Source organism: Enterobacter sp. N5-15 (genome assembly GCF_057221635.1).
Genome location: NZ_CM170150.1, coordinates 822873 through 843640, shown reverse-complemented (window position 1 = coordinate 843640; position 20768 = coordinate 822873). Strand labels below are relative to the sequence as shown.

At 54.0% G+C, this 20768-nt stretch carries 20 protein-coding genes; 14 read left to right on the top strand and 6 right to left on the bottom strand.

All coding sequences use genetic code 11. The annotated features are described in order from the left end of the window. Positions 1-15 precede the first annotated feature (15 nt). The 12 genes from pcnB (at position 16) to AC2TE5_RS03890 (ending at position 11460) form a co-directional block, all read left to right on the top strand. Entirely contained in the window at positions 16-1413 is a 1398-nt protein-coding gene (pcnB, locus tag AC2TE5_RS03945) for a polynucleotide adenylyltransferase PcnB (protein WP_213329277.1), read from the top strand. Then, complete coding sequence (gene folK, locus AC2TE5_RS03940; RefSeq protein WP_484612691.1) at positions 1410-1889, top strand: 2-amino-4-hydroxy-6-hydroxymethyldihydropteridine diphosphokinase; 480 nt, start codon at positions 1410-1412, stop codon at positions 1887-1889. Before pcnB ends, folK begins: the two co-directional genes overlap by 4 nt. 123 nt (positions 1890-2012) lie before the next feature. Further along, positions 2013-2804: a 3-methyl-2-oxobutanoate hydroxymethyltransferase gene (gene panB / locus AC2TE5_RS03935; RefSeq protein WP_023334548.1), complete on the top strand. Its 792-nt coding sequence runs from the start codon at positions 2013-2015 to the stop codon at positions 2802-2804. Positions 2805-2815: 11 nt separating this feature from the next. After that, complete coding sequence (gene panC, locus AC2TE5_RS03930; RefSeq protein ID WP_213329190.1) at positions 2816-3667, top strand: pantoate--beta-alanine ligase; 852 nt, start codon at positions 2816-2818, stop codon at positions 3665-3667. A 31-nt stretch (positions 3668-3698) separates the two neighbouring features. Beyond that, on the top strand, positions 3699-4079 hold the full coding sequence (gene panD, locus AC2TE5_RS03925; protein ID WP_006810068.1) for an aspartate 1-decarboxylase: 381 nt from the start codon (positions 3699-3701) through the stop codon (positions 4077-4079). A gap of 433 nt (positions 4080-4512) precedes the next feature. Beyond that, complete coding sequence (locus tag AC2TE5_RS03920; protein WP_484612690.1) at positions 4513-5097, top strand: fimbrial protein; 585 nt, start codon at positions 4513-4515, stop codon at positions 5095-5097. Between the two features lie 101 nt (positions 5098-5198). Then, positions 5199-5882: a fimbrial chaperone gene (locus AC2TE5_RS03915; protein ID WP_484613309.1), complete on the top strand. Its 684-nt coding sequence runs from the start codon at positions 5199-5201 to the stop codon at positions 5880-5882. Between the two features lie 51 nt (positions 5883-5933). Beyond that, entirely contained in the window at positions 5934-8531 is a 2598-nt protein-coding gene (locus AC2TE5_RS03910) for an outer membrane usher protein (RefSeq protein WP_484612689.1), read from the top strand. Positions 8532-8554: 23 nt separating this feature from the next. After that, entirely contained in the window at positions 8555-9130 is a 576-nt protein-coding gene (locus AC2TE5_RS03905) for a fimbrial protein (protein ID WP_213329197.1), read from the top strand. A 17-nt stretch (positions 9131-9147) separates the two neighbouring features. Beyond that, positions 9148-9711 (top strand): fimbrial protein, encoded by a 564-nt coding sequence (locus AC2TE5_RS03900; protein WP_484612688.1) that lies wholly within the window; start codon positions 9148-9150, stop codon positions 9709-9711. Between the two features lie 23 nt (positions 9712-9734). Next, a complete protein-coding gene (locus tag AC2TE5_RS03895; RefSeq protein ID WP_484612687.1) occupies positions 9735-10331 on the top strand; it encodes a fimbrial-like protein in 597 nt (198 codons plus the stop codon). 25 nt (positions 10332-10356) lie between these two features. Next, a complete protein-coding gene (locus AC2TE5_RS03890) occupies positions 10357-11460 on the top strand; it encodes a fimbrial protein (protein ID WP_484612686.1) in 1104 nt (367 codons plus the stop codon). 1 nt (position 11461) lies between these two features. Here the strand turns inward: AC2TE5_RS03890 and AC2TE5_RS03885 are convergent, their stop codons facing one another. From AC2TE5_RS03885 to AC2TE5_RS03870, 4 genes are all read right to left on the bottom strand, one after another. Then, on the bottom strand, positions 11462-12709 hold the full coding sequence (locus AC2TE5_RS03885; protein WP_484612685.1) for a polysaccharide deacetylase family protein: 1248 nt from the start codon (positions 12707-12709) through the stop codon (positions 11462-11464). A 62-nt stretch (positions 12710-12771) separates the two neighbouring features. Further along, positions 12772-13212, bottom strand: coding sequence for a PTS sugar transporter subunit IIA (locus AC2TE5_RS03880; RefSeq protein WP_080328659.1), 441 nt, complete (start codon positions 13210-13212; stop codon positions 12772-12774). A 104-nt stretch (positions 13213-13316) separates the two neighbouring features. Beyond that, the gene (locus AC2TE5_RS03875; protein WP_023334536.1) at positions 13317-14087 is read right to left on the bottom strand and encodes an ABC transporter permease; all 771 of its coding nucleotides are present in this window, start codon (positions 14085-14087) and stop codon (positions 13317-13319) included. Beyond that, positions 14084-15010 carry an ABC transporter ATP-binding protein gene (locus tag AC2TE5_RS03870; protein WP_048974999.1) on the bottom strand — a complete coding sequence of 309 codons (927 nt, stop codon included), beginning with the start codon at positions 15008-15010 and terminating at the stop codon, positions 14084-14086. Before AC2TE5_RS03870 ends, AC2TE5_RS03875 begins: the two co-directional genes overlap by 4 nt. A gap of 107 nt (positions 15011-15117) precedes the next feature. On the opposite strand from AC2TE5_RS03870, the gene can reads away from it, so the two are divergent. Further along, positions 15118-15780, top strand: coding sequence for a carbonate dehydratase (can, locus tag AC2TE5_RS03865; protein ID WP_008501947.1), 663 nt, complete (start codon positions 15118-15120; stop codon positions 15778-15780). A 60-nt stretch (positions 15781-15840) separates the two neighbouring features. On the opposite strand, the gene hpt is transcribed toward can, so the two are convergent. Continuing rightward, positions 15841-16377 carry a hypoxanthine phosphoribosyltransferase gene (gene hpt / locus AC2TE5_RS03860; RefSeq protein ID WP_032660636.1) on the bottom strand — a complete coding sequence of 179 codons (537 nt, stop codon included), beginning with the start codon at positions 16375-16377 and terminating at the stop codon, positions 15841-15843. Between the two features lie 208 nt (positions 16378-16585). On the opposite strand from hpt, the gene AC2TE5_RS03855 reads away from it, so the two are divergent. Further along, complete coding sequence (locus AC2TE5_RS03855; RefSeq protein WP_196367366.1) at positions 16586-18976, top strand: glucose/quinate/shikimate family membrane-bound PQQ-dependent dehydrogenase; 2391 nt, start codon at positions 16586-16588, stop codon at positions 18974-18976. 84 nt (positions 18977-19060) lie between these two features. Here AC2TE5_RS03855 and cueO read toward each other — a convergent pair whose 3' ends face one another. Then, the gene (gene cueO, locus AC2TE5_RS03850; RefSeq protein WP_484612684.1) at positions 19061-20629 is read right to left on the bottom strand and encodes a multicopper oxidase CueO; all 1569 of its coding nucleotides are present in this window, start codon (positions 20627-20629) and stop codon (positions 19061-19063) included. Positions 20630-20768: the final 139 nt, after the last annotated feature.

Sequence of the window (20768 nt, the reverse complement as noted above, 5' to 3'; positions counted from 1 at the left end):
ACTACGAGGTGTACCATTTTTACCCGAGTCGCTAATTTTTGCCGTAAAGTGCTAAGCCGCGAAGAGAGCATGGCGAACGATGCTATTGCACAGCCACACATGTCGGTTATTCCGCGTGAGCAGCACACTATTTCCCGCAAAGATATCAGTGAAAATGCCCTCAAGGTGCTCTATCGTCTGAATAAAGCGGGCTACGAGGCCTACCTCGTGGGCGGTGGAGTGCGTGATTTACTGTTGGGCAAAAAACCAAAAGATTTCGACGTGACGACCAGCGCCACGCCTGAGCAGGTGCGCAAATTATTCCGTAACTGCCGTCTTGTTGGCCGCCGTTTCCGTCTGGCTCACGTGATGTTTGGGCCGGAAATTATCGAAGTGGCGACCTTCCGCGGCCATCACGAAGCGGGCGTATCGGATCGCACGACGTCACAGCAGGGCCAGAACGGCATGCTGCTGCGTGATAACATCTTCGGCTCTATCGAAGAAGATGCCCAGCGCCGCGATTTCACCATCAACAGCCTTTACTACAGCGTGGCGGATTTTACCGTACGCGATTACGTCGGCGGCATGCAGGACCTGAAAGAAGGTCTGATCCGTCTGATCGGCACGCCGGAAACGCGCTATCGTGAAGATCCCGTGCGTATGCTGCGCGCCGTGCGTTTCGCCGCCAAGCTGGATATGCGCATCAGCCCGGAAACGGCAGAGCCGATTCCGCGTCTGGCGACGCTGATTAACGACGTGCCGCCAGCCCGCCTGTTCGAAGAGGCGCTGAAGCTGCTGCAGGCTGGCCACGGCTTTGAAACCTATAAACTGCTGCGTGAATACAACCTGTTCCAGCCGCTGTTCCCGACCATTACCCGCTACTTCACCGAAAGCGGTGACAGCCCAATGGAGCGGATGATTGCGCAGGTGCTGAAAAATACCGATACCCGTATTCGCAACGACATGCGCGTCAATCCGGCGTTCCTGTTTGCGGCGATGTTCTGGTATCCGCTGCTGGAAACGGCCCAGCGCATTACCCAGGAGAGCGGGCTCGCCTACTATGATGCCTTCGCGCTGGCCGCAAACGACGTGCTGGACGAAGGGTGCCGTACGCTCGCTATTCCGAAACGTATTACCACGCTGGTGCGGGACATCTGGCAGCTTCAGCTGCGCATGTCCCGTCGTCAGGGCAAACGCGCCTGGAAGCTGATGGAGCATCCAAAATTCCGCGCCGCCTTCGATCTGCTGTCGCTGCGTGCTGAAATTGAACGCAATCAGGAGCTGCAGCGCCTGTCCCAGTGGTGGGCCGAATTCCAGGTTTCCGCCCCGCCGGAGCAGAAAGATATGCTCACCGGGCTGGATGAAGAGCCGGAACCGCGTCGCCGCCATCGTCGTCCGCGTAAGCGCGCGCCGCGTCGTGAAGGGACGGCATGACCCTCGCGTACATCGCCGTCGGCAGTAATTTAGCCTCTCCGCTGGAGCAGGTTAACGCTGCCGTACAGGCGCTGGGCGAGATCCCTCAGAGCCGGGTCGTGGCGGTCTCCTCTTTCTACCGTACCCCGCCGCTGGGTCCGCAGGATCAGCCTGATTACCTCAATGCCGCCGTGGTGCTTGAAACCGCTCTTAGTGCCGAAACGCTGCTGGACAATACCCAGCGCATCGAACTGCAGCAGGGCCGCGTACGCAAAGAAGAACGCTGGGGACCGCGCACGCTGGACCTCGACATTATGCTGTTTGGTCACGAGACCATTAACACTGAACGTCTCACCGTTCCGCATTACGACATGAAAAATCGCGGGTTTATGCTCTGGCCGCTGTTTGAAGTCGCCCCCGATCTCCTCTTCCCGGACGGCACCCCACTTAAGTCCATTCTGGACGGCCTCAACGCGGAAAGACCCGCCTGCTGGTGATCCGGTTCCCCTGCCGATTAGCCTCAAAATAATTGTGGCTAATCGGTTACCTAAAATCATTGTTCCCTCGAATGTTACTGTTAGAATGCGCAAAGATTCGCTTTTGGGCTATCAGGAAACAGTATGAAACCAACCACCATCTCCTTACTGCAGAAATGCAAACAGGAAAAAAAACGCTTCGCCACCATCACCGCGTATGACTACAGCTTCGCCAAACTCTTTGCCGAAGAGGGTATCAACGTCATGCTGGTCGGAGATTCGTTAGGGATGACGGTACAAGGACATGATTCCACCCTGCCGGTCACGGTTGAGGATATCGCTTACCATACCCGCGCCGTGCGCCGTGGTGCCCCAGCCTGCCTGCTGCTCTCCGATCTGCCGTTTATGGCCTACGCCACGCCGGAGCAGGCATTCGAAAACGCGGCAGCGGTGATGCGCGCCGGGGCCAATATGGTCAAAATTGAAGGCGGCGCCTGGCTGGTGGAGACGGTGAAGATGCTCACCGAACGCGCCGTGCCGGTGTGCGGCCATTTGGGTCTGACGCCGCAGTCCGTCAACATCTTTGGTGGCTATAAGGTGCAGGGCCGCGGTGACGCCGCCCAGACGCTGTTTGATGATGCCCTGGCGCTGGAAGCCGCAGGCGCGCAGCTGCTGGTGCTGGAGTGCGTGCCGGTTGAGCTGGCGAAGCGTATTACTGAAGCACTGTCGATTCCGGTGATCGGTATTGGCGCGGGCAACGTGACCGACGGTCAGATTCTGGTGATGCACGACGCCTTTGGCATCACCGGCGGGCATATTCCGAAGTTTGCCAAAAATTTCCTCACCGAAGCGGGCGACATGCGCGCTGCGGTCAGGCAGTATATTGCCGACGTTGAATCCGGTGTTTACCCGGGTGAAGAACACAGTTTCCATTAAGGAGTCTCGTTGTGCTAATCATTGAAACCCTGCCGCTGCTGCGCCAGCATATTCGTCGTGCGCGTCAGGAAGGTAAACGTATCGCACTGGTCCCGACCATGGGCAACCTGCATGACGGCCATATGAAGCTGGTCGATGAAGCAAGAGCCCGTGCAGATATCGTGGTGGTCAGTATCTTCGTTAACCCAATGCAGTTTGACCGCGCCGACGATCTGGCACGCTATCCGCGCACCCTGCAGGAAGATTGCGAGAAGCTCAAAAAACGCCATGCGGATATTGTCTTCTCTCCGGCGCCGGCGGACGTGTATCCGCAGGGTACGGAAGAGGCCACTTACGTTGATGTACCGGGCATTTCCACCATGCTGGAAGGTGCAAGCCGCCCGGGTCATTTCCGCGGCGTGTCGACCATCGTCAGCAAGCTGTTCAACCTGGTGCAGCCAGACGTTGCCTGCTTCGGTGAGAAAGATTTCCAGCAGCTGGCGCTGATCCGCAAAATGGTTGCGGATATGGGTTACGATATTGAGATTGTCGGCGTGCCGATTGTACGTGCCAAAGACGGTCTGGCGCTCAGCTCGCGAAATGGCTACCTGACCGCTGAACAGCGTAAAATCGCGCCGGGCTTAAGCAAGGTCATGAACGCCATGGCGGAGCAGGTTCTGGCAAAAGAGTTGACCGTCGAAGAGATCGTCGCCCTCGCCGAACAGGCGCTGAACGATAAAGGTCTCCGCGCTGACGACGTACAAATTCGCGATGCCGATACGCTGCTGGAATTTACTGAAACCAGCAAGCGTGCGGTGATCCTGGTAGCGGCATGGCTTGGCCAGGCTCGTCTGATTGATAATAAAGTGGTTGAGCTGGCGTAGTTCTCGCCCTTGATAATGAAAGGTAAACGTAATGATTCGCAAAATGCTGCAAGGTAAGCTTCACCGTGTAAAAGTCACCCAGGCCGACCTGCACTATGAAGGCTCCTGCGCCATTGACCAGGATTTCCTCGATGCTGCGGGGATCCTTGAAAACGAAGCGATTGATATCTGGAACGTGAATAACGGCAAACGTTTCTCAACCTACGCCATTGCCGCCGAGCGCGGGTCTAAAATCATCTCCGTTAACGGCGCGGCAGCGCACTGCGCGGACGTGGGTGATATTGTGATTATCGCCAGCTTCGTGATGATGTCTGACGAAGAAGCACGCCGCTGGCAGCCAAAAGTCGCCTACTTCGAAGGCGACAACGACATGAAACGTACCGCGAAGGCGATTCCGGTTCAGGTGGCTTAATCTTTCCCGGGGGGCTGATTGAACGCCCCCCTTCTCTGCTATTCCCTTATTTATTTATTCCTTTCTCCTTTAATAACTCCCCCCACAACGCCAAACTCACAATTACCCTTTACGTTCTCACACGTACGCCCGAGAGTATTTATTACCCTCTCACCATAGCTTTTAAAATAAATAATATTATTTATTAGCTTCTTCCGAAGTGTAATAAGTATATCTCGAAGAGATTATTTAGTCCAGTAACAGACTTTTCACTCCCAGCCACTAATGGCCATAACCCATTGTTTTACAATCATTTATTTAGGTAATTATTTCTTTTACAATATCAATTAAAGACAAGTCGTTATACAGAAAATAAAAAGGAAATATAGTTACCTCGTTTCATTGAAACACTATTTTCATTAATGACTTCTTTTATATACAAAATGGATTAACGATGTTTAAGAAAACAATTCTGGCTACGACTGTAGCCGTAATGGCAATGGGTTCTGTATCAGCAATGGCGGCGGATGTTGGCCTGATCACCTTTGATGGCGCGGTAACAGATACCACCTGCGTTATCACCACTAACAACGGCGTGGAAGCAAACAACGTTACCGTTACTCTGCCAGTAGTTAAAAAGTCAGATGTAGAAGGAACGACCGTTGATAAAGGCGTAGGTTCTAAAGAGTTCGAATTGCACCTGAGCAAGTGTCCAGCCGCCCTGACTAAAGCCTCTGCAAGCTTCTCTTCGCAGCAGTTCGCTGATCTGTCAAACGGCACCCTGAAAGCGGACCCAACCGTAACGGGCCATGCTGACAACGTGGGTCTGGCGCTGTACAACAACACCGCAGCAAGCTCCGATCGCGTTCTGATTGGTCAGCCAGATAACAATACTCAAGTCGCTGCGCTTACGTCAGGCGAAGGTACCCTGGCGTACCGTGTTGCTTACGTTCCAAGCGCCGACTGGGTGAAAGGCACCAATGACATTGCCTCTGGTAAAGTCAGCAGCAACGTCACCTTCACCATGAGCTACGAATAATCGGCTGATTAAATTCATGCGCTCACGGATGAGGTGGGCGCATTTTTGTTTAATGGATGAATAATATGCGCCTTTTTAAAATCAGTACCACCGCCATTTTAATGAGCGTTGGGTTTACTTTTACCCAATCCGCATTAGCCGATATCGTTATTTCTGGCACTCGCGTGATCTACCCGCAATCAGCAAAAGATGTCACCGTGAATATGGAAAACCGCGGTAATAAACCTTTGCTGGTGCAAACCTGGCTTGATGATGGCCGTGATACCACGAACCCACAAGAGCTGAAACTTCCGTTTATTGTCACGCCACCTGTTTCCCGCGTTGATCCCTCTAAAGGCCAAACGGTGCGTATTACCTGGCTAGGCCAGAACATGCCACAAGATAAAGAGACAATGTACTGGTTCAATGTGCTGGAGGTCCCGCCTAAAGGTAAAAACGCAGACGAGCAAAACGTTCTGCAGCTGGCATTCCGGACCCGAATCAAAATGTTTTTCCGCCCGGATGGATTAAAAGGTGACCCTGCCGTTGCCGCGGGTCAATTAAAGTGGTCACAGCAAAATAATAAGCTCACCGCCCGCAACGACTCTCCTTACTTTGTTTCTGTCGCAAAGATAGAAGCGAATGTAAATGGTAAAAAAGTGACTATTGATCCGCACTATGTTGAGCCTTTTGCCAGCCAGTCATTCGATATGAAAACGGCCGTTTCAGCACGCGTCGAAAAATTAACATACACCGCAATCAATGATTTTGGTGGCGCAGAGGCTCACGAATCCTCAGTTAATTGATCTCTCCAAACACAACTTTAATTATTAGACGCTAACGGATTAGTGATAGCAATGTTACTTCGCCACTCATTTCTATATCTTGCCCTTTGTGCCGTATTTCAGTCTGCAGCGTTTGCTGCGGAGAAAACGGCTGCGCCAACCTTCGGTAGTGAAGAGGTCGAATTCAACGATCAGTTTCTGTTTAATACGGGGACACCGGTCGACGTTAGCCGATTTTCTAAAGGGAACCCTGTCGTTCCTGGTACTTATAAAACTCAAATTCTGCTGAATGGTCAGAGAAAGATCCTGACAGAGTTTACGTTCAAAGATAACGGCACGTCTCGTGCCACGCCTTGCTTTACCTCCAAAATATTAATGCAGATCGGCATTAAAAAAGATGCCTTACAAATAAAGCCTGAAGACGTGGGCGACGAAAATAGCTGCATCGATATTAACCATTCACTAAACGGCGCATCCTGGGAATATGATTCTGGAACGCAGGAATTAAGCCTCGCGGTGCCGCAAATATACATTGAACGACGCCCGGGGGGTTACGTCGATCCTTCTCTCTGGGAAGAGGGTATTACTGCGGCGATGCTCTCTTATGACCTCAATGCCTGGCATTCAGACAGCGCTTCAGGTGGGCAGGACACCGCCTATGCCGGGTTAAAGTATGGTCTGAATATGGGGCCATGGCGTTTGCGGTCTCGCGGCACGCTGAACTGGGATAAAGACGACGGTTCGAGCTATTCCAGCCAGGATATTTATCTGCAGAGAGATATCACCGCCATACGTTCTCAATTGCTGTTAGGTGATTCGTACACGCGTGGCGATACCTTTAACTCAATTAACCTTCGCGGTGTTCGCCTCTATAACGATGACCGCATGCTGCCGGGCGGTATTTCAACTTATGCCCCCGTAATTCGGGGCGTGGCGAAGAGTAACGCAAAAGTCTCTATCACCCAGAGTGGGAATAAGATTTACGAAAGCACCGTCCCACCGGGCGCATTTGAGATCGACGACCTCAGCACCACTGGCTATGGCAGCGATTTGATCGTGACCGTCGAAGAGTCTGATGGCAGCACGCGTACCTTCTCCGTGCCCTACTCTTCCGTCAGCCAGATGCTGCGACCGGGCTATAGCCGTTGGGACGTGGGGGCAGGAGAGCTAAATGATAGTGGTCTGCGCGACAAACCGCGTCTGGGTTATGCGACCGGTTACTACGGTTTAAGCAATACCTTCACCGGGTATGCCGGGCTGCAGTATATGGATACAGGCTACGTATCCGGCTTGCTGGGTCTTGCCATGAACACCGGTATTGGCGCCTTTGCGCTTGATGTCACCCACTCTGATGCCGATATCGACGGTCTGGGTAATCTTACGGGGCAGAGTTACCGGCTTTCCTGGAGCAAGCTCCTTGAAGAGACGAATACCTCTTTCAACGTCGCCGCGTATCGATTCTCTACTGAAAACTACCTGACGCTGAGCGACGCAGCGTCGCTTTCAGAGGATGTAAAGTACCGGGATACCTCACGTAATCCAAACCATACGGATGAAGACGTCTATAACAGCTTCCAGCGTATGAAAAATCAGATTCAGCTGAACGTCAGCCAGCCCCTTTCAACTGACGGTAAAGATTACGGCTCACTTTACCTGACCGGCAGCTGGCAGGATTACTGGAATAACTCCAGCTCAACCTCTCAATATTCAATGGGCTACAACAATTCATTCTGGCTCGGTAGCTACAGCGTATCGTTACAACGCAGTTATGATGAATTTGGTGAGAAAGACGACAGCATCTACCTCAGCCTGAGCATCCCCCTGGAAAATCTCCTGGGTTATAAGAAACGCCCGGCCGGTTTCTCCACCATAAACATGAGCGTCAACTCCGATTTCAAACACAACACGGCATTCAACACCAGTGCCAACGGAAATACGGACGACTATCGCTTTAGCTACAGCGTGAACACCAGCACCACCCATGCAGACAGCAGCAACATCAACCAGATTGGCGGATATGGCAGCTATAACAGCGCTTACGGCCCTCTGAACCTGTCGGCATCGGCGTCTGACGACGACAGTCGTCAATACTCGATGAGCTACAGCGGCGGCATGCTGCTTCATTCCGGTGGTATTACGCTGGCACCTGGCAGTATCGGCGATACCGACACGCTGGCTCTCGTCAGTGCCCCCGGTGCCAAAGGCGCGCATTTGAGCGTGGGTGACGCCGTCATCGGCAGCTCAGGCTACGCCATCATGCCGTATCTGTCGGCTTACCGACAGAACACCGTCGGTATTGATATTGCCAACCTCGAATCCGACGTAGAAGTCAAAAACACCAGCACCATTGCCGTTCCTCGCAGCGGTGCAATTCTGCGCGTTGACTTCGAAACCGATCAGGGCCGCTCGCTGCTTCTGGATCTCCACCGCTCTGACAACAGCTTCATTCCGCTTGGCGCCGACGTTGTTAATGAGAAAGGCATTTCGGTCGGTTCCGTAGGACAGGCGGGCCAGGCTTACGTTCGTGGCGTAGAGGAGAGCGGAACGCTACGCGTGGTCTGGGGTAATGACGCCAACGGTTCGTGTTCCGTTACCTATCGTATTACTGCATTGGCAAAAAAAGTGGGCCTGACAACCCTGCTCACTAACCAGTTGTGCCAGATGAAATGACTTTTAACAGGGAGTTAATTTGCATGAGAAAAACATTATTACACACGCGCATCAGCGCGCTCTTTGCCCTCGTATTGAGTGCGCAGGCTATGGCGGAAACGAAAAACCTTGATGTCACCTTCACGGCAACGCTGCGTGAAACCACCTGCGACATGAAAATTCAGGGCGGGACCGGGGATGGTTCAAAAAACACGATACCGATTGGCACCAGTGGCAAAACCTCTCTGTCGGATATTGCTGCTGGTAACGATGCCGCCAGCACGACGTTTAAGCTGCTGATCACCGAATGCCCTTCCAGCCTGAGCGGGTTGAAAACAACGATTACCGGCACGCAGTCAACTGACGTGTTGACCGCTATCGCAAACGCAGCAACGGATTCACCTGCGTCCAATATGGGGGTCACGATTGCTCGCGTATCGGCGCCGGCGACACCTTTCACCATCAACGCAACAGAAGATGCCAAACGTTTGGTCTGGACTGCAGGTGAAATTAGCGGCAAAGAAGTGCCTTTAATCGCCCGCCTGGTTGAAACCAAAACGGGACAGGCAACAACAGGCAGCTTTAGCGCCATTGCCACCTTTAATTTTGTCTACGAGTAAGCGGAAGGATACGCATAATGAAAACAAACTTGAATTTACCCCTCATTGCGTTGGCCATCTCCGCCGGGCTTATGTCCGCTAATGCTAGCGCGATTACAGGGACAACCAGCGTACAGGCAACCTTTACCTCAACCATTGAGGCGGGCACCTGCACGGCGCAAATTCAAAACGCCAGCGGGCAGGCTATCGACACCCTCGCATTTGGCGATGTGTTTAAATCTGACCTCGTCAATCAGAGCCGCAGTGAGCCGTTCAAAGTGGCCTTCAGCGGATGCGCAGGGGTCAAATCTGCCACTCTGCAGGCAACGCCGGGAGTGGGCAACGGCTGTTCTGGCCCTTCATCAAACGGAGACTCTTTCTCCGCAGGGAGAGCAACAGGGTTTGAAGTGTGGAAAGGTGAAGCCAGCTCAGGAACATTGCTGAGCTGTATTACCAAACCCACTCAAACGGTCGCCATCAGCGGCGCAACGACCACCGTTGATATGGCTGCCCGTATTGTCATCGCAAAAGACAGAACGATTGCTGATGTCACCACTGGCGATGTCAGCGCGCCTGTAACCTTTATCGTTACTTACCAGTAATGTTAAGCGGGGGCAGAACAGATATGTCGCAACCATTATTACCAGGCACGAACGGTCAATTAGCGCTTCTGACCGGGTTGATAAGCTGGCTCTGGACTGCCCCATGCCTGTCAATAGAGACAGGTATGGATGTCACCCTGAATGCCAGGATTATTGAAAATACCTGCCAGATTTCCCTTTCTGATAACGGCAAAGTGCATCTGCCGACGGTCAGTAAGAGTTGGTTCTACAACAGTGACGGGAGCTCACGTCTTCAGCCAACGGACGCCGCCACAGGCACGGTTTTCAACGTCAAAGTGGACAGCTGTCCTGGCGCCAATATCAATCGCCTTAATTTCAGCTTCCAGCCACAGTCAAAACAGTGGCCGAGCGGTACGCATCAGGTCTTTATCAACGAAACAGCGGCGACGGCAGGTGGTGCAGCCAACACTGGCATCGTCATATTTTCATCGGCACTGAATACTAACGTACTGAATTCTGATGGCAGTTCCAGCGTCGCCGTTGAACCTCAAACGCAATTGGCCGGGGAATATGAATTCTATGCTCGCTTACAAAATACGGGTGCCGTCTCCGTTGGGAAAATAACCAGCCAGGTGCTGGTTAACGCGACGTATGAATAACAGTCACCTAATCAAGGATACTCTAATGATAAAATGGAATTATCTGAAGAATATGAAATATACGCTATTTAGCGCCTTTATACTCCTGGTGTTAACACCGTTCAGCTATGCAACCGAATGCCATATGGGCATCCGTGGTACGGAAGGCGGAACGTCGAATTTGGTCATGTCATCATATTCCAACAGCATCCGCTGGGCGCGTTCTGATGGACCTAAAAATAATACCACATCGCATTTGCTTGCAACCGCAGAGATGGATTTGGATCCCTGGCTGGAATCTGATTGCGACTCAGGGAATGACGGTGAACAGCTGATAGCAAAAATAAATTACGCTGGTGTTTACCGTAATATTGGCATCTCTGATTATACCGCGACATATAACACCAATATTCCCGGCATTGGATTTTCGGTAAAAATTTACTCTGATGCCGGGGGTGGGTATTTTGAGACAACCCAGTCAGAATGGACCACTATCGATGCGGGAGGTGGCGAACGGTGGGCAGGCAAGCGCTGGAAAGCCCATATCGAAATCTATCAATTCGACTTTGATTTCGCAGGCAATACCAGCGGTTTGACGTACCTTACGCCTTCAGGAAGTTTTACACTCGGTCAAATGGGTATCGGCGATCCAAGCGACAGTGACAATAAACCCTGGACATTTACCATTACGCCATCCAGCTTCAGAATTCCTATTATTACGACAACCTGCCAGACGGCTCAGTTGAGTTCGGGAGGAAGCAACGTTGATCTTGGCGAATATATGATATCTGATTTTAACGCCTCGCCGCGAAGCACGTCGTTTGCAGTGCAGCTGCTCGGGTGTGATAACGTGTTTGCCGTTAATTTTAAAATGAACGCGCAAAAAGTTACCGGCTCAGACAGCAGCCTGTTAGCCAATACGCTCACGGGCTCGGGAGCCGCGCAGGGCGTCGGCGTCAAGCTCATGGCAACACTGCGGGGTCAACAAATCAAACCTAACGCTTTAGCGTACACGATGTACGATATCGACACGAGTGCAGGCGCGGGTATCGGCGCGCTGTCGTTTGATGCCCAGCTCGTAAAAAATGGAGAAACGGTTAAAGCGGGCAATTTTAAGGGTCAGGCCACCTTTACGATGAACTACTACTAACTTACCCCTGCGGCTGATTGCTGATCAGCCGCGACATGGTCTCCAGCGAATCCGTTCTTAGAATATACAGGCGCTTCAATAAGAACGGATTATCCCCCGGCTTCACCTTCCCCTTCACCGTCGTCACCGCCAGATGGAAACCGGCGTCATTCGCCGCCTTTATCGCTTTATTGTCGTAGCCGCCAAACGGATAGGAAAGATAGAGCACGCGAGGATTAAACTGCGCCAGCGCGCGTCGCGAGCGTTCAAAATCAAACAGGATCACGTGATAGCTGCGGCTCAGTAAGATCGGGTGTTTGTATCCATCCACGCGATGCAGGAAATGGGTGTGGGACTGAATATCGAACACGTCCTGAATGCCCTTAATCTCCTGCACGCTCATAAACTGCAGTGATTTCGGGTCCCACTTCTGCGGATGGCCTTTTATGCGGGAAGAGATAATAAACGCCGTGGCCTTGAAGCCGTACTCTTTCAGCACAGGATAGGCATAGCGGCTGACCGATTTCAGGCCGTCGTCAAAGGTAATCACCACAGATTTTGCAGGCAGGTTCATTTTGTTTCGCACGTACCCTTCCAGCTGGTACATCGTCAGGGTGGTATAGCCCTGATCGCGTAACCAGGCCATCTGGTTGTTGAACGCGCGCACGCTGGTCGTCGTGGACGTATGTCGAAAGCGCGTGTTCTCTTCATCACGCAGAATATGATGGTAGGTCAGAATCGGAAGTCCGTTATCTTCCTGCGCATCCAGGCTGCTGATCCACGCCAGACGGTTGCCGATGCGGATCTGGAACCAGGTCTGATTCAGACGGTCTTTCAGTTTGCTCAGTATCGGATAGCGCAGATTGGCGCTTAACGTGCCGAACGGTGCGCTGCCGCTGGAAGGCGCGTTATACACCGGCGTGTCTTTCCAGGTAATCAGGTTCTGGTTGCTCAGGGGTTTATTGAGATCCCCGAGGCTGTCCTCGACGCGCTGTTTCCCCTGAACCGGCTCCAGGTGCCCCTTGTCGATAAACCCCGTACCAAAACCGAAGCGAAATTCGTAGTAGTCCGCCGCCGCGGGCACAACGGCCAGGATCTGCCCGGCGCGCACGTTACCCACGTTGATAACGCTGTTCCCCACCTGCGCCCAGATCGCCGCGTCTTCGGTGGTTTGCATATACTGGGCAGGCAGCGTTTGCTGGCTGAGTAAACTGGCTGAGCTGACGCCGGAAATGAGCATCAATAGCAGGAAAAGAATACGCGGTACCATGGTGTCTTAATCGGTGCGGGAAACTGCCGCTATTGTAACAAATGAGACATCAATACCAACGTTTAATTCTTATACAGGTCATGGAGCAGGACGAAGGGAGGATTTTTTTGCTGCTGATGCCACAAGCTGCTGACGCCCGGAACGCCCTGCGCCACGATGGCATGGCGAAACTCAGCGCTGCTTAATGATTCACGCTGTGGATACATTAACGCCAGCAGGGCGAAGTTGATCCCCGAGATGACTTCACAGCACGCATGCTTATGGCTCAGCAACGCGGCTGCGCGGTAAGGTGCCGCGCCCGATTTATCGGTCAAAAAAATCACGCCATCGCCGGTGTCCGTTTCATGCAGGGCATCGCACATCATGCGGCTCAGCATGTTGGTGCTCAGCCCGCGCCAGTAGTTTACCGCCCGGCACTGCGCCAGCGGGCCAAATTTGGCTTCAAGCTTATCCAGCATTTCCTGCGCCTGTTCATCGTGGCAGGTGATAACCCATCCCAGCATAACTCTCTCCTTAGCAGGCAAGTAGTTTAGCGGAGTGAAGGTTAGCTTTCGGTGATAACTGTCAAAGAAAGTGCCCGGCAAACAGAACGTCGCCGGGCAGAAGATTAGCTGCGCAGACCGCGTCCGCGCTGGATCAGATACCAGCACAGCAGGTAGAAGGCGATGATAAACACCACCAGCACCGCCACCGTGGTAAACAGCGGCACGTCAGTGATGCCGAGGAAGCCAAAGCGGAAGCCGCTGATCATGTAGACAATCGGGTTCAGGTGCGACAGCGCCTGCCAGAACGGTGGCAGCAGCGTCAGGGAGTAGAACACCCCGCCGAGATAGGTCAGCGGCGTCAGCACGAAGGTTGGGATCAGGCTGATGTCGTCAAACGTTTTGGCGAACACGGCGTTCAGCAGACCGGCCAGCGAGAACAGGATCGCCGTCAGAAGCAGCGTCAGCGCGACAAACAGCCACGAGTGGACCTGGAACGGCACGAAGAACAGCGAAATCGCCGTGACCAGGATCCCCACGCAGAGCCCGCGCGCCACGCCGCCGCCGACATATCCCGCGATAATGACGTGCGTCGGCACCGGGGCCACCAGCAGCTCTTCAATATTGCGCTGGAACTTGGCGCTGAAGAATGACGACGCCACGTTGGCATAGGCGTTGGTGATCACCGCCATCATAATCAGGCCCGGCACGATAAACTGCATATAGGTAAAGCCGTGCATCTCACCAATCCGGGAACCAATCAGGTTACCGAAGATAATGAAATAGAGCGTCATCGTGATGACCGGCGGCACCAGGGTTTGCACCCAGATACGCATAAAGCGGTTGATCTCTTTCGCCCAGATACTTTTCAGCGCGACCCAGTAAAGATGCGTCATGCCTTGTCTCCTTGTTTGTCATGTACCAGAGAGACAAACAGCTCTTCCAGTCGGTTCGCTTTGTTACGCATACTTAAGACCTGAATCCCCTGCGCGCTCAGCTGCGAGAACACGCTGTTAATACCCTGCTCGCGCAGTACTTCCACTTCCAGCGTCGAGGTATCCACCAGACGATAGTTGTAACCTTCAAGTTTTGGCAGCGCGCTTTTCGCCGCCAGATCGAGAATGAAGGTTTCGGATTTCAGCTTGGAGAGCAGATTCTTCATCGAGGTGTTTTCCACCAGCTCACCGTGCTGAATGATGCCGATGTTGCGGCACAGCATTTCAGCCTCTTCAAGGTAGTGGGTGGTCAGAATAATGGTGGTGCCTTTGTCGTTGAGATCCTTCAGGAAGCCCCACATGGAACGGCGAAGTTCGATATCGACACCCGCAGTCGGTTCATCGAGGATCAGCAGCTTTGGCTCGTGCATCAGCGCGCGGGCGATCATCAGGCGGCGCTTCATCCCGCCGGACAACATGCGCGCACGTTCGTTTCGCTTTTCCCACAGGTCGAGCTGCTTGAGGTATTTTTCGCTACGCTCCAGGGCTTCTTTGCGCTCAACGCCGTAATACCCCGCCTGGTTAACGACAATTTGCTGCACCGTCTCGAACGGGTTGAAGTTGAACTCCTGCGGAACCAGCCCCAGCTGGCGCTTGGCGTTCACCACATCTTTTTGCAGGTCGTACCCAAAGACGCTCACCCGGCCGGACGTTTTATTGACCAGCGAGCTGATAATCCCAATGGTGGTCGATTTCCCCGCCCCGTTCGGCCCCAGAAGCGCGTAAAAATCGCCGGCCTCTACTTTAAGATCTATTCCGCGTAGCGCCTGAACGCCACCCGAATAGGTTTTTTTTAGCTGCTCAAGCTCCAGTGCAATTGCCATGAAATTAACTTACCTTCAGTTCTTACACACGTTGTGTGGTTTCATTAAAAGTCGGGTTACCCTATAGTAGCGCAACGCAATAACTCGGTTACAGGTCGCTAACCTCCATGAACAACATAGATACACTCATCAGCAACAATGCACTATGGTCAAAAATGCTGGTGGAGGAAGACCCCGGATTTTTTGGAAAACTCGCGCAGGCTCAGAACCCACGCTTTCTCTGGATTGGATGTTCCGACAGCCGCGTACCGGCGGAGCGCCTGACCGGCCTTGAACCCGGCGAACTGTTTGTTCACCGTAACGTCGCCAATCTCGTGATTCACACCGATCTCAACTGTCTTTCTGTTGTTCAGTATGCCGTGGACGTTCTGCAAGTCGAGCACATCATCATTTGCGGCCATTATGGCTGCGGCGGCGTGCAGGCGGCGGTTGAAAACACGGAGCTGGGGCTCATTGATAACTGGCTGCTGCACATCCGCGATATCTGGTTCAAACATAGCTCACTGCTGGGCGAAATGCCGCAGGAGCGTCGCATGGATACCCTTTGCGAACTCAACGTGATGGAGCAGGTGTATAACCTGGGCCACTCAACAATCATGCAATCAGCGTGGAAACGCGGGCAGAAGGTCTCTATCCACGGCTGGGCTTACGGTATTCACGATGGTCTGCTGCGCAATCTTGAAGTGACCGCCACCAACCGCGAAACGCTGGAGCAGCGCTACCGTTCGGGGATTGCAAACCTTCAGCTTAAGCATGTGAACCATAAATAAAGCCGGGGTTTACTCCCTCTCCCTGTGGGAGAGGGCCGGGGTGAGGGCATCAGGCCGCAACTACTCGTCCAGCAATACCACTTTCCCAACATACGGCAGATGACGATAACGCTGCGCGTAGTCAATGCCGTAACCGACGACGAATTCGTCCGGAATCGAGAAGCCCACGAACTCTACCGGCACCTGCACTTCACGGCGGTCAGGTTTATCCAGCAGCGTACAAATCGCCAGAGATTTTGGCTCACGCAGGCTCAGGATCTCGCGTACTTTTGACAGCGTGTTGCCGGAGTCAATAATGTCCTCAACGATCAACACATCTTTGCCACGAATATCTTCATCCAGATCTTTCAGGATTTTCACATCACGGGTGGTGGACATGCCGCTGCCGTAGCTGGAGGCGGTCATAAAATCGACCTCATGGGGCACATGCACTTCACGGCACAGGTCTGCCATGAACATGAAAGAGCCGCGCAACAGACCGACCAGCACCATTTCGCTGCCGCTGTCCTTGTATTGTTCGGTGATTTGACGACCCAGTTCGGCGATACGCGCTTTGATCTCGGCTTCCGGGATCATCACTTCAACAGTATGTTTCATATTACTAACCAAATGATTTTAATGAAAATCTCTCAATGCAGGTGAATGTAAATCCGGCATCGATACGCAAGCCCGCCATTATATCAGCAAATGGATAACCCTGGCGTATGAGTTATAAAAAGCAAATATTGTGATTCCGATCACACTTGTTAATACCTATAATTAGTTGCTAGCAAATTATTAACAAAAACTGACGAGTACACTTTCTATGGCTGAAACAAACTCTAAACAGCCGCGTCTACTGGTGACATTAACAGCCGCGTTCGCAGCCTTCTGCGCGCTGTATCTGTTAATCGGTGGCGTCTGGCTGGTCGCTTTAGGCGGCTCCTGGTACTACCCGATTGCGGGTCTGGTTATGGTTGCCGTAACCGTCCTGCTGTTGCGTAGAAAACAATCTGCACTGTGGCTGTATGCCGCCCTCCTTCTTGCCACCATGATCTGGGGCGTCTGGGAAGTCGGGTTCGACTTCTGGGCGCTGACGCCGCGCAGCGACATCCTGGTCTTCTTCGGCATCTGGCTGATCCTGCCGTTCGTGTGGCGTCGCCTGATTGTGCCTTCTAGCGGTGCGGTGGCGGGCCTGGTTGTTGCCCTGCTGATTACCGGCGGCATCCTGACATGGGCAGGTTTTAACGACCCACAGGAGATCAACGGTACGCTGAACGCGGAATCCACGCCTGCTGCGGCTATCTCTCAGGTGGCGGACGGCGACTGGCCTGCGTATGGTCGTAACCAGGAAGGTCAACGCTACTCTCCGCTGAAGCAGATCAACGCGGACAACGTGAAGAACCTGAAAGAAGCCTGGGTATTCCGCACCGGCGATGTGAAGATGCCGAACGATCCGGGCGAGCTGACCAACGAAGTGACGCCAATTAAGGTTGGCAACATGCTTTATCTGTGTACGGCGCACCAGCGTCTGTTCGCGCTCGACGCGGCCACCGGTAAAGAGAAATGGCACTTCGATCCGCAGCTGAACTCCAACCCGTCCTTCCAGCACGTCACCTGTCGCGGCGTCTCTTACCACGAAGCGCGTGCCGATAATGCCAGCCCGGAGGTCATTGCTGACTGTCCTCGCCGCATTATGCTGCCGGTGAACGATGGCCGTCTGTTCGCCATCAATGCCGAAACGGGCAAGCTGTGCGAAACCTTTGCCAACAAAGGTATCCTGAACCTGCAGACCAACATGCCTGACACCACGCCGGGTCTGTATGAGCCCACCTCACCGCCAATCATTACCGATAAAACTATCGTGATTGCCGGTTCGGTAACGGACAACTTCTCCACGCGTGAAACCTCCGGCGTTATCCGTGGTTTCGACGTGAACACCGGTAAACTGCTGTGGGCGTTCGACCCGGGCGCGAAAGATCCAAACGCGATCCCGTCGGACGAGCACACCTTTACCTTTAACTCGCCAAACTCCTGGGCGCCGGCGGCGTATGACGCGAAGCTGGACCTGGTCTACCTGCCAATGGGTGTAACCACGCCAGATATCTGGGGCGGTAACCGCACGCCGGAGCAGGAGCGTTACGCGAGCGCTATCGTGGCGCTGAACGCGACCACCGGTAAGCTGGCGTGGAGCTACCAGACCGTTCACCACGATCTGTGGGATATGGATATGCCGTCCCAGCCGACGCTGGCGGACATTACCGTTGACGGCAAAACCGTGCCGGTGATTTACGCTCCGGCCAAGACGGGTAACATCTTCGTCCTGGATCGCAGCAACGGTAAGCTGGTTGTGCCTGCACCGGAAAAACCGGTTCCGCAGGGCGCGGCGAAAGGCGACTACGTCAGCAAAACCCAGCCGTTCTCTGACCTGAGCTTCCGTCCGAAGAAAGACCTCAGCGGTGCAGACATGTGGGGTGCCACCATGTTTGACCAGCTGGTGTGCCGCGTGATGTTCCACCAGCTGCGCTACGAAGGCATTTTCACGCCTCCGTCTGAGCAGGGCACGCTGGTCTTCCCGGGTAACCTGGGGATGTTCGAGTGGGGCGGGATCTCCGTCGACCCGAACCGTCAGGTGGCGATTGCCAACCCGATGGCGCTGCCGTTCGTTTCACGTCTGATCCCACGCGGTCCGGGCAACCCAATGGAGCAGCCGAAAGACGCGAAAGGCAGCGGGACCGAAGCCGGCATCCAGCCGCAGTACGGCGTACCGTTTGGCGTAACGCTGAACCCGTTCCTGTCTCCGTTTGGTCTGCCGTGTAAACAGCCTGCCTGGGGTTATATCTCCGGTCTGGATCTGAAAACTAACCAGATCGTGTGGAAAAAACGTATTGGTACACCACAGGACAGCATGCCGTTCCCGATGCCGGTTCCGGTGCCGTTCAATATGGGTATGCCGATGCTGGGTGGCCCAATTTCTACCGCCGGTAACGTACTGTTCATCGCGGCAACCGCAGATAACTACCTGCGCGCGTACAACATGACCAACGGTGAAAAACTGTGGCAAGGTCGTCTGCCGGCAGGTGGACAGGCTACGCCGATGACCTATGAAGTGAATGGCAAGCAGTACGTTGTCATCTCTGCCGGGGGTCACGGTTCGTTTGGCACGAAGATGGGCGACTATATCGTCGCGTATGCACTGCCGGACGAAAACAAGTAACTGAAAAGCCCGGTGGCGCTACGCTTACCGGGCCTACGGGTGCCCTATGTAGGCCGGGTAAGGCGAAGCCGCCACCCGGCTTTTTTATACGGTAAAGCCGAGCATCATCCCCGTATCCTCATGCTCCAGCAGGTGGCAGTGCGCCATATAGGCAAACTCCTTCGGCGCATCGTGGTCAAACTTCACCAGCACCTCGCTGACGCCGCCTTCCACTCTCACCGTATCTTTCCAGCCCGCGCGATGCGCATCCGGCGCTTTGCCGTTCTCTGAAAGAATGCGGAACTGGGTGCCGTGGATGTGGAACGGATGCAGCATCATGTCCCCTTCGCCTGAAATCACCCAGCGCTCAAACTGACCCTTTGTCGCAGCAAACATCGGCGTATTCATATCGAACGCTTTGCCGTTGATCATATTGGCGTTGTGGAAATCAAAGCCGTGGTCGCCGTGATTCATGTTCCCCATGCCGCCCATTTTGCCGTGGTCCATATTCATGTGGCCCATCATCTGCCCGTGGTGCATCCCCGCCATCGCCTTATCGCCATATTTCGCCATCAGCGCCTGCATGCCCATCATGTCGAGCATCGGGTTCATGGAGAGCTGCAGCTTGCGCTGCGTAAGCCCGTCAAGCGACGGGAGTGCTGGCAGCGTGGTTAACGTATCAGGCAGCGTGCCGGAAGCGGCCACCAGCAATGGCTGAATACGCAGCACCGGATGCGGCTTATCAAACGGTGCGACCGCCATCCCCATCTGACTAACCGGCAGGGTTACGAGGTCAAACGGCTTGCCGTCGCTGATGTCCACCAGCACCTCAAAGCGTTCACCCATGAGCATCGGCAGCTCGCTCACTTTCACCGGCTCCAGCAGCAGGCCGCCGTCACTCGCCACCACGTACAGCGGGCGTTTATCGCTAGCGGCGAAATTTAGCGAGCGAGCGTTACAGCCGTTGAGCAGGCGCAGGCGCAGCCAGCCTTTCGGCGCGGCATGCTGCGGGTAAATGGCGCCGTTGGTCAGCAGCGTGTCGCCAAACCAGCCTACCGCCGCGCTCATCACGTCCAGCTGGTAGTCAATTTGCCCGTCAGCGTTGAATTTCTTGTCCTGCACAATCACCGGTACGTCGTCGATGCCCCACTGTTTCGGCAGGCGCAGCAGGCGGCTTTCGTCGTCTTCAATCAGCACCAGCCCCGCCAGCCCCATCGCTACCTGACGACCCGTCTTGCCATGCTGATGCGGGTGGAACCAGCAGGTCGCCGCGCGCTGGTCAGGCGTAAAGGTGACGCTGCGCGTGCCGCCCGCTTTGATGACGCCCTGCGGCCCGCCGTCTACCTCGCCCGGCACTTCCAGCCCGTGCCAGTGCAGCGTCGTCTCTTCGGCGAGGGTGTTGTGAATATCCACCGTCACCGCTTTCCCTTTACGTAGCTGAAGCGCCGGACCGAGCAAATTGCCGTTATAGCCCCACGTCGTGGCGCTATGCTCGCCGAACGTCGTTTTACCGGCCTGAACCACAAGCTGGATACGGCTTCGCGCGTCAGCGGTCAGTAAGTCAGGGATGGGTAAGGCAGGCCTGTCAGCCGCGAAAACCGCGCGGCTCCAGAGAGGTAATGCGCTGGCAGCCCCCAGCACAGCGGAATATTTTAAAAAATCACGACGTTGCATGTTCATTTCCTTATTTCCAGCAGGCGATCTTTTGAGCATAAACCCTCCCCTTACCGGAAGGTCAAGTCAAGCGGCAATAATAAAGATCGTCGCACCGGCATCAAGTATGCTAACGTTAATTTTCCGTGAAGAAGTGGTA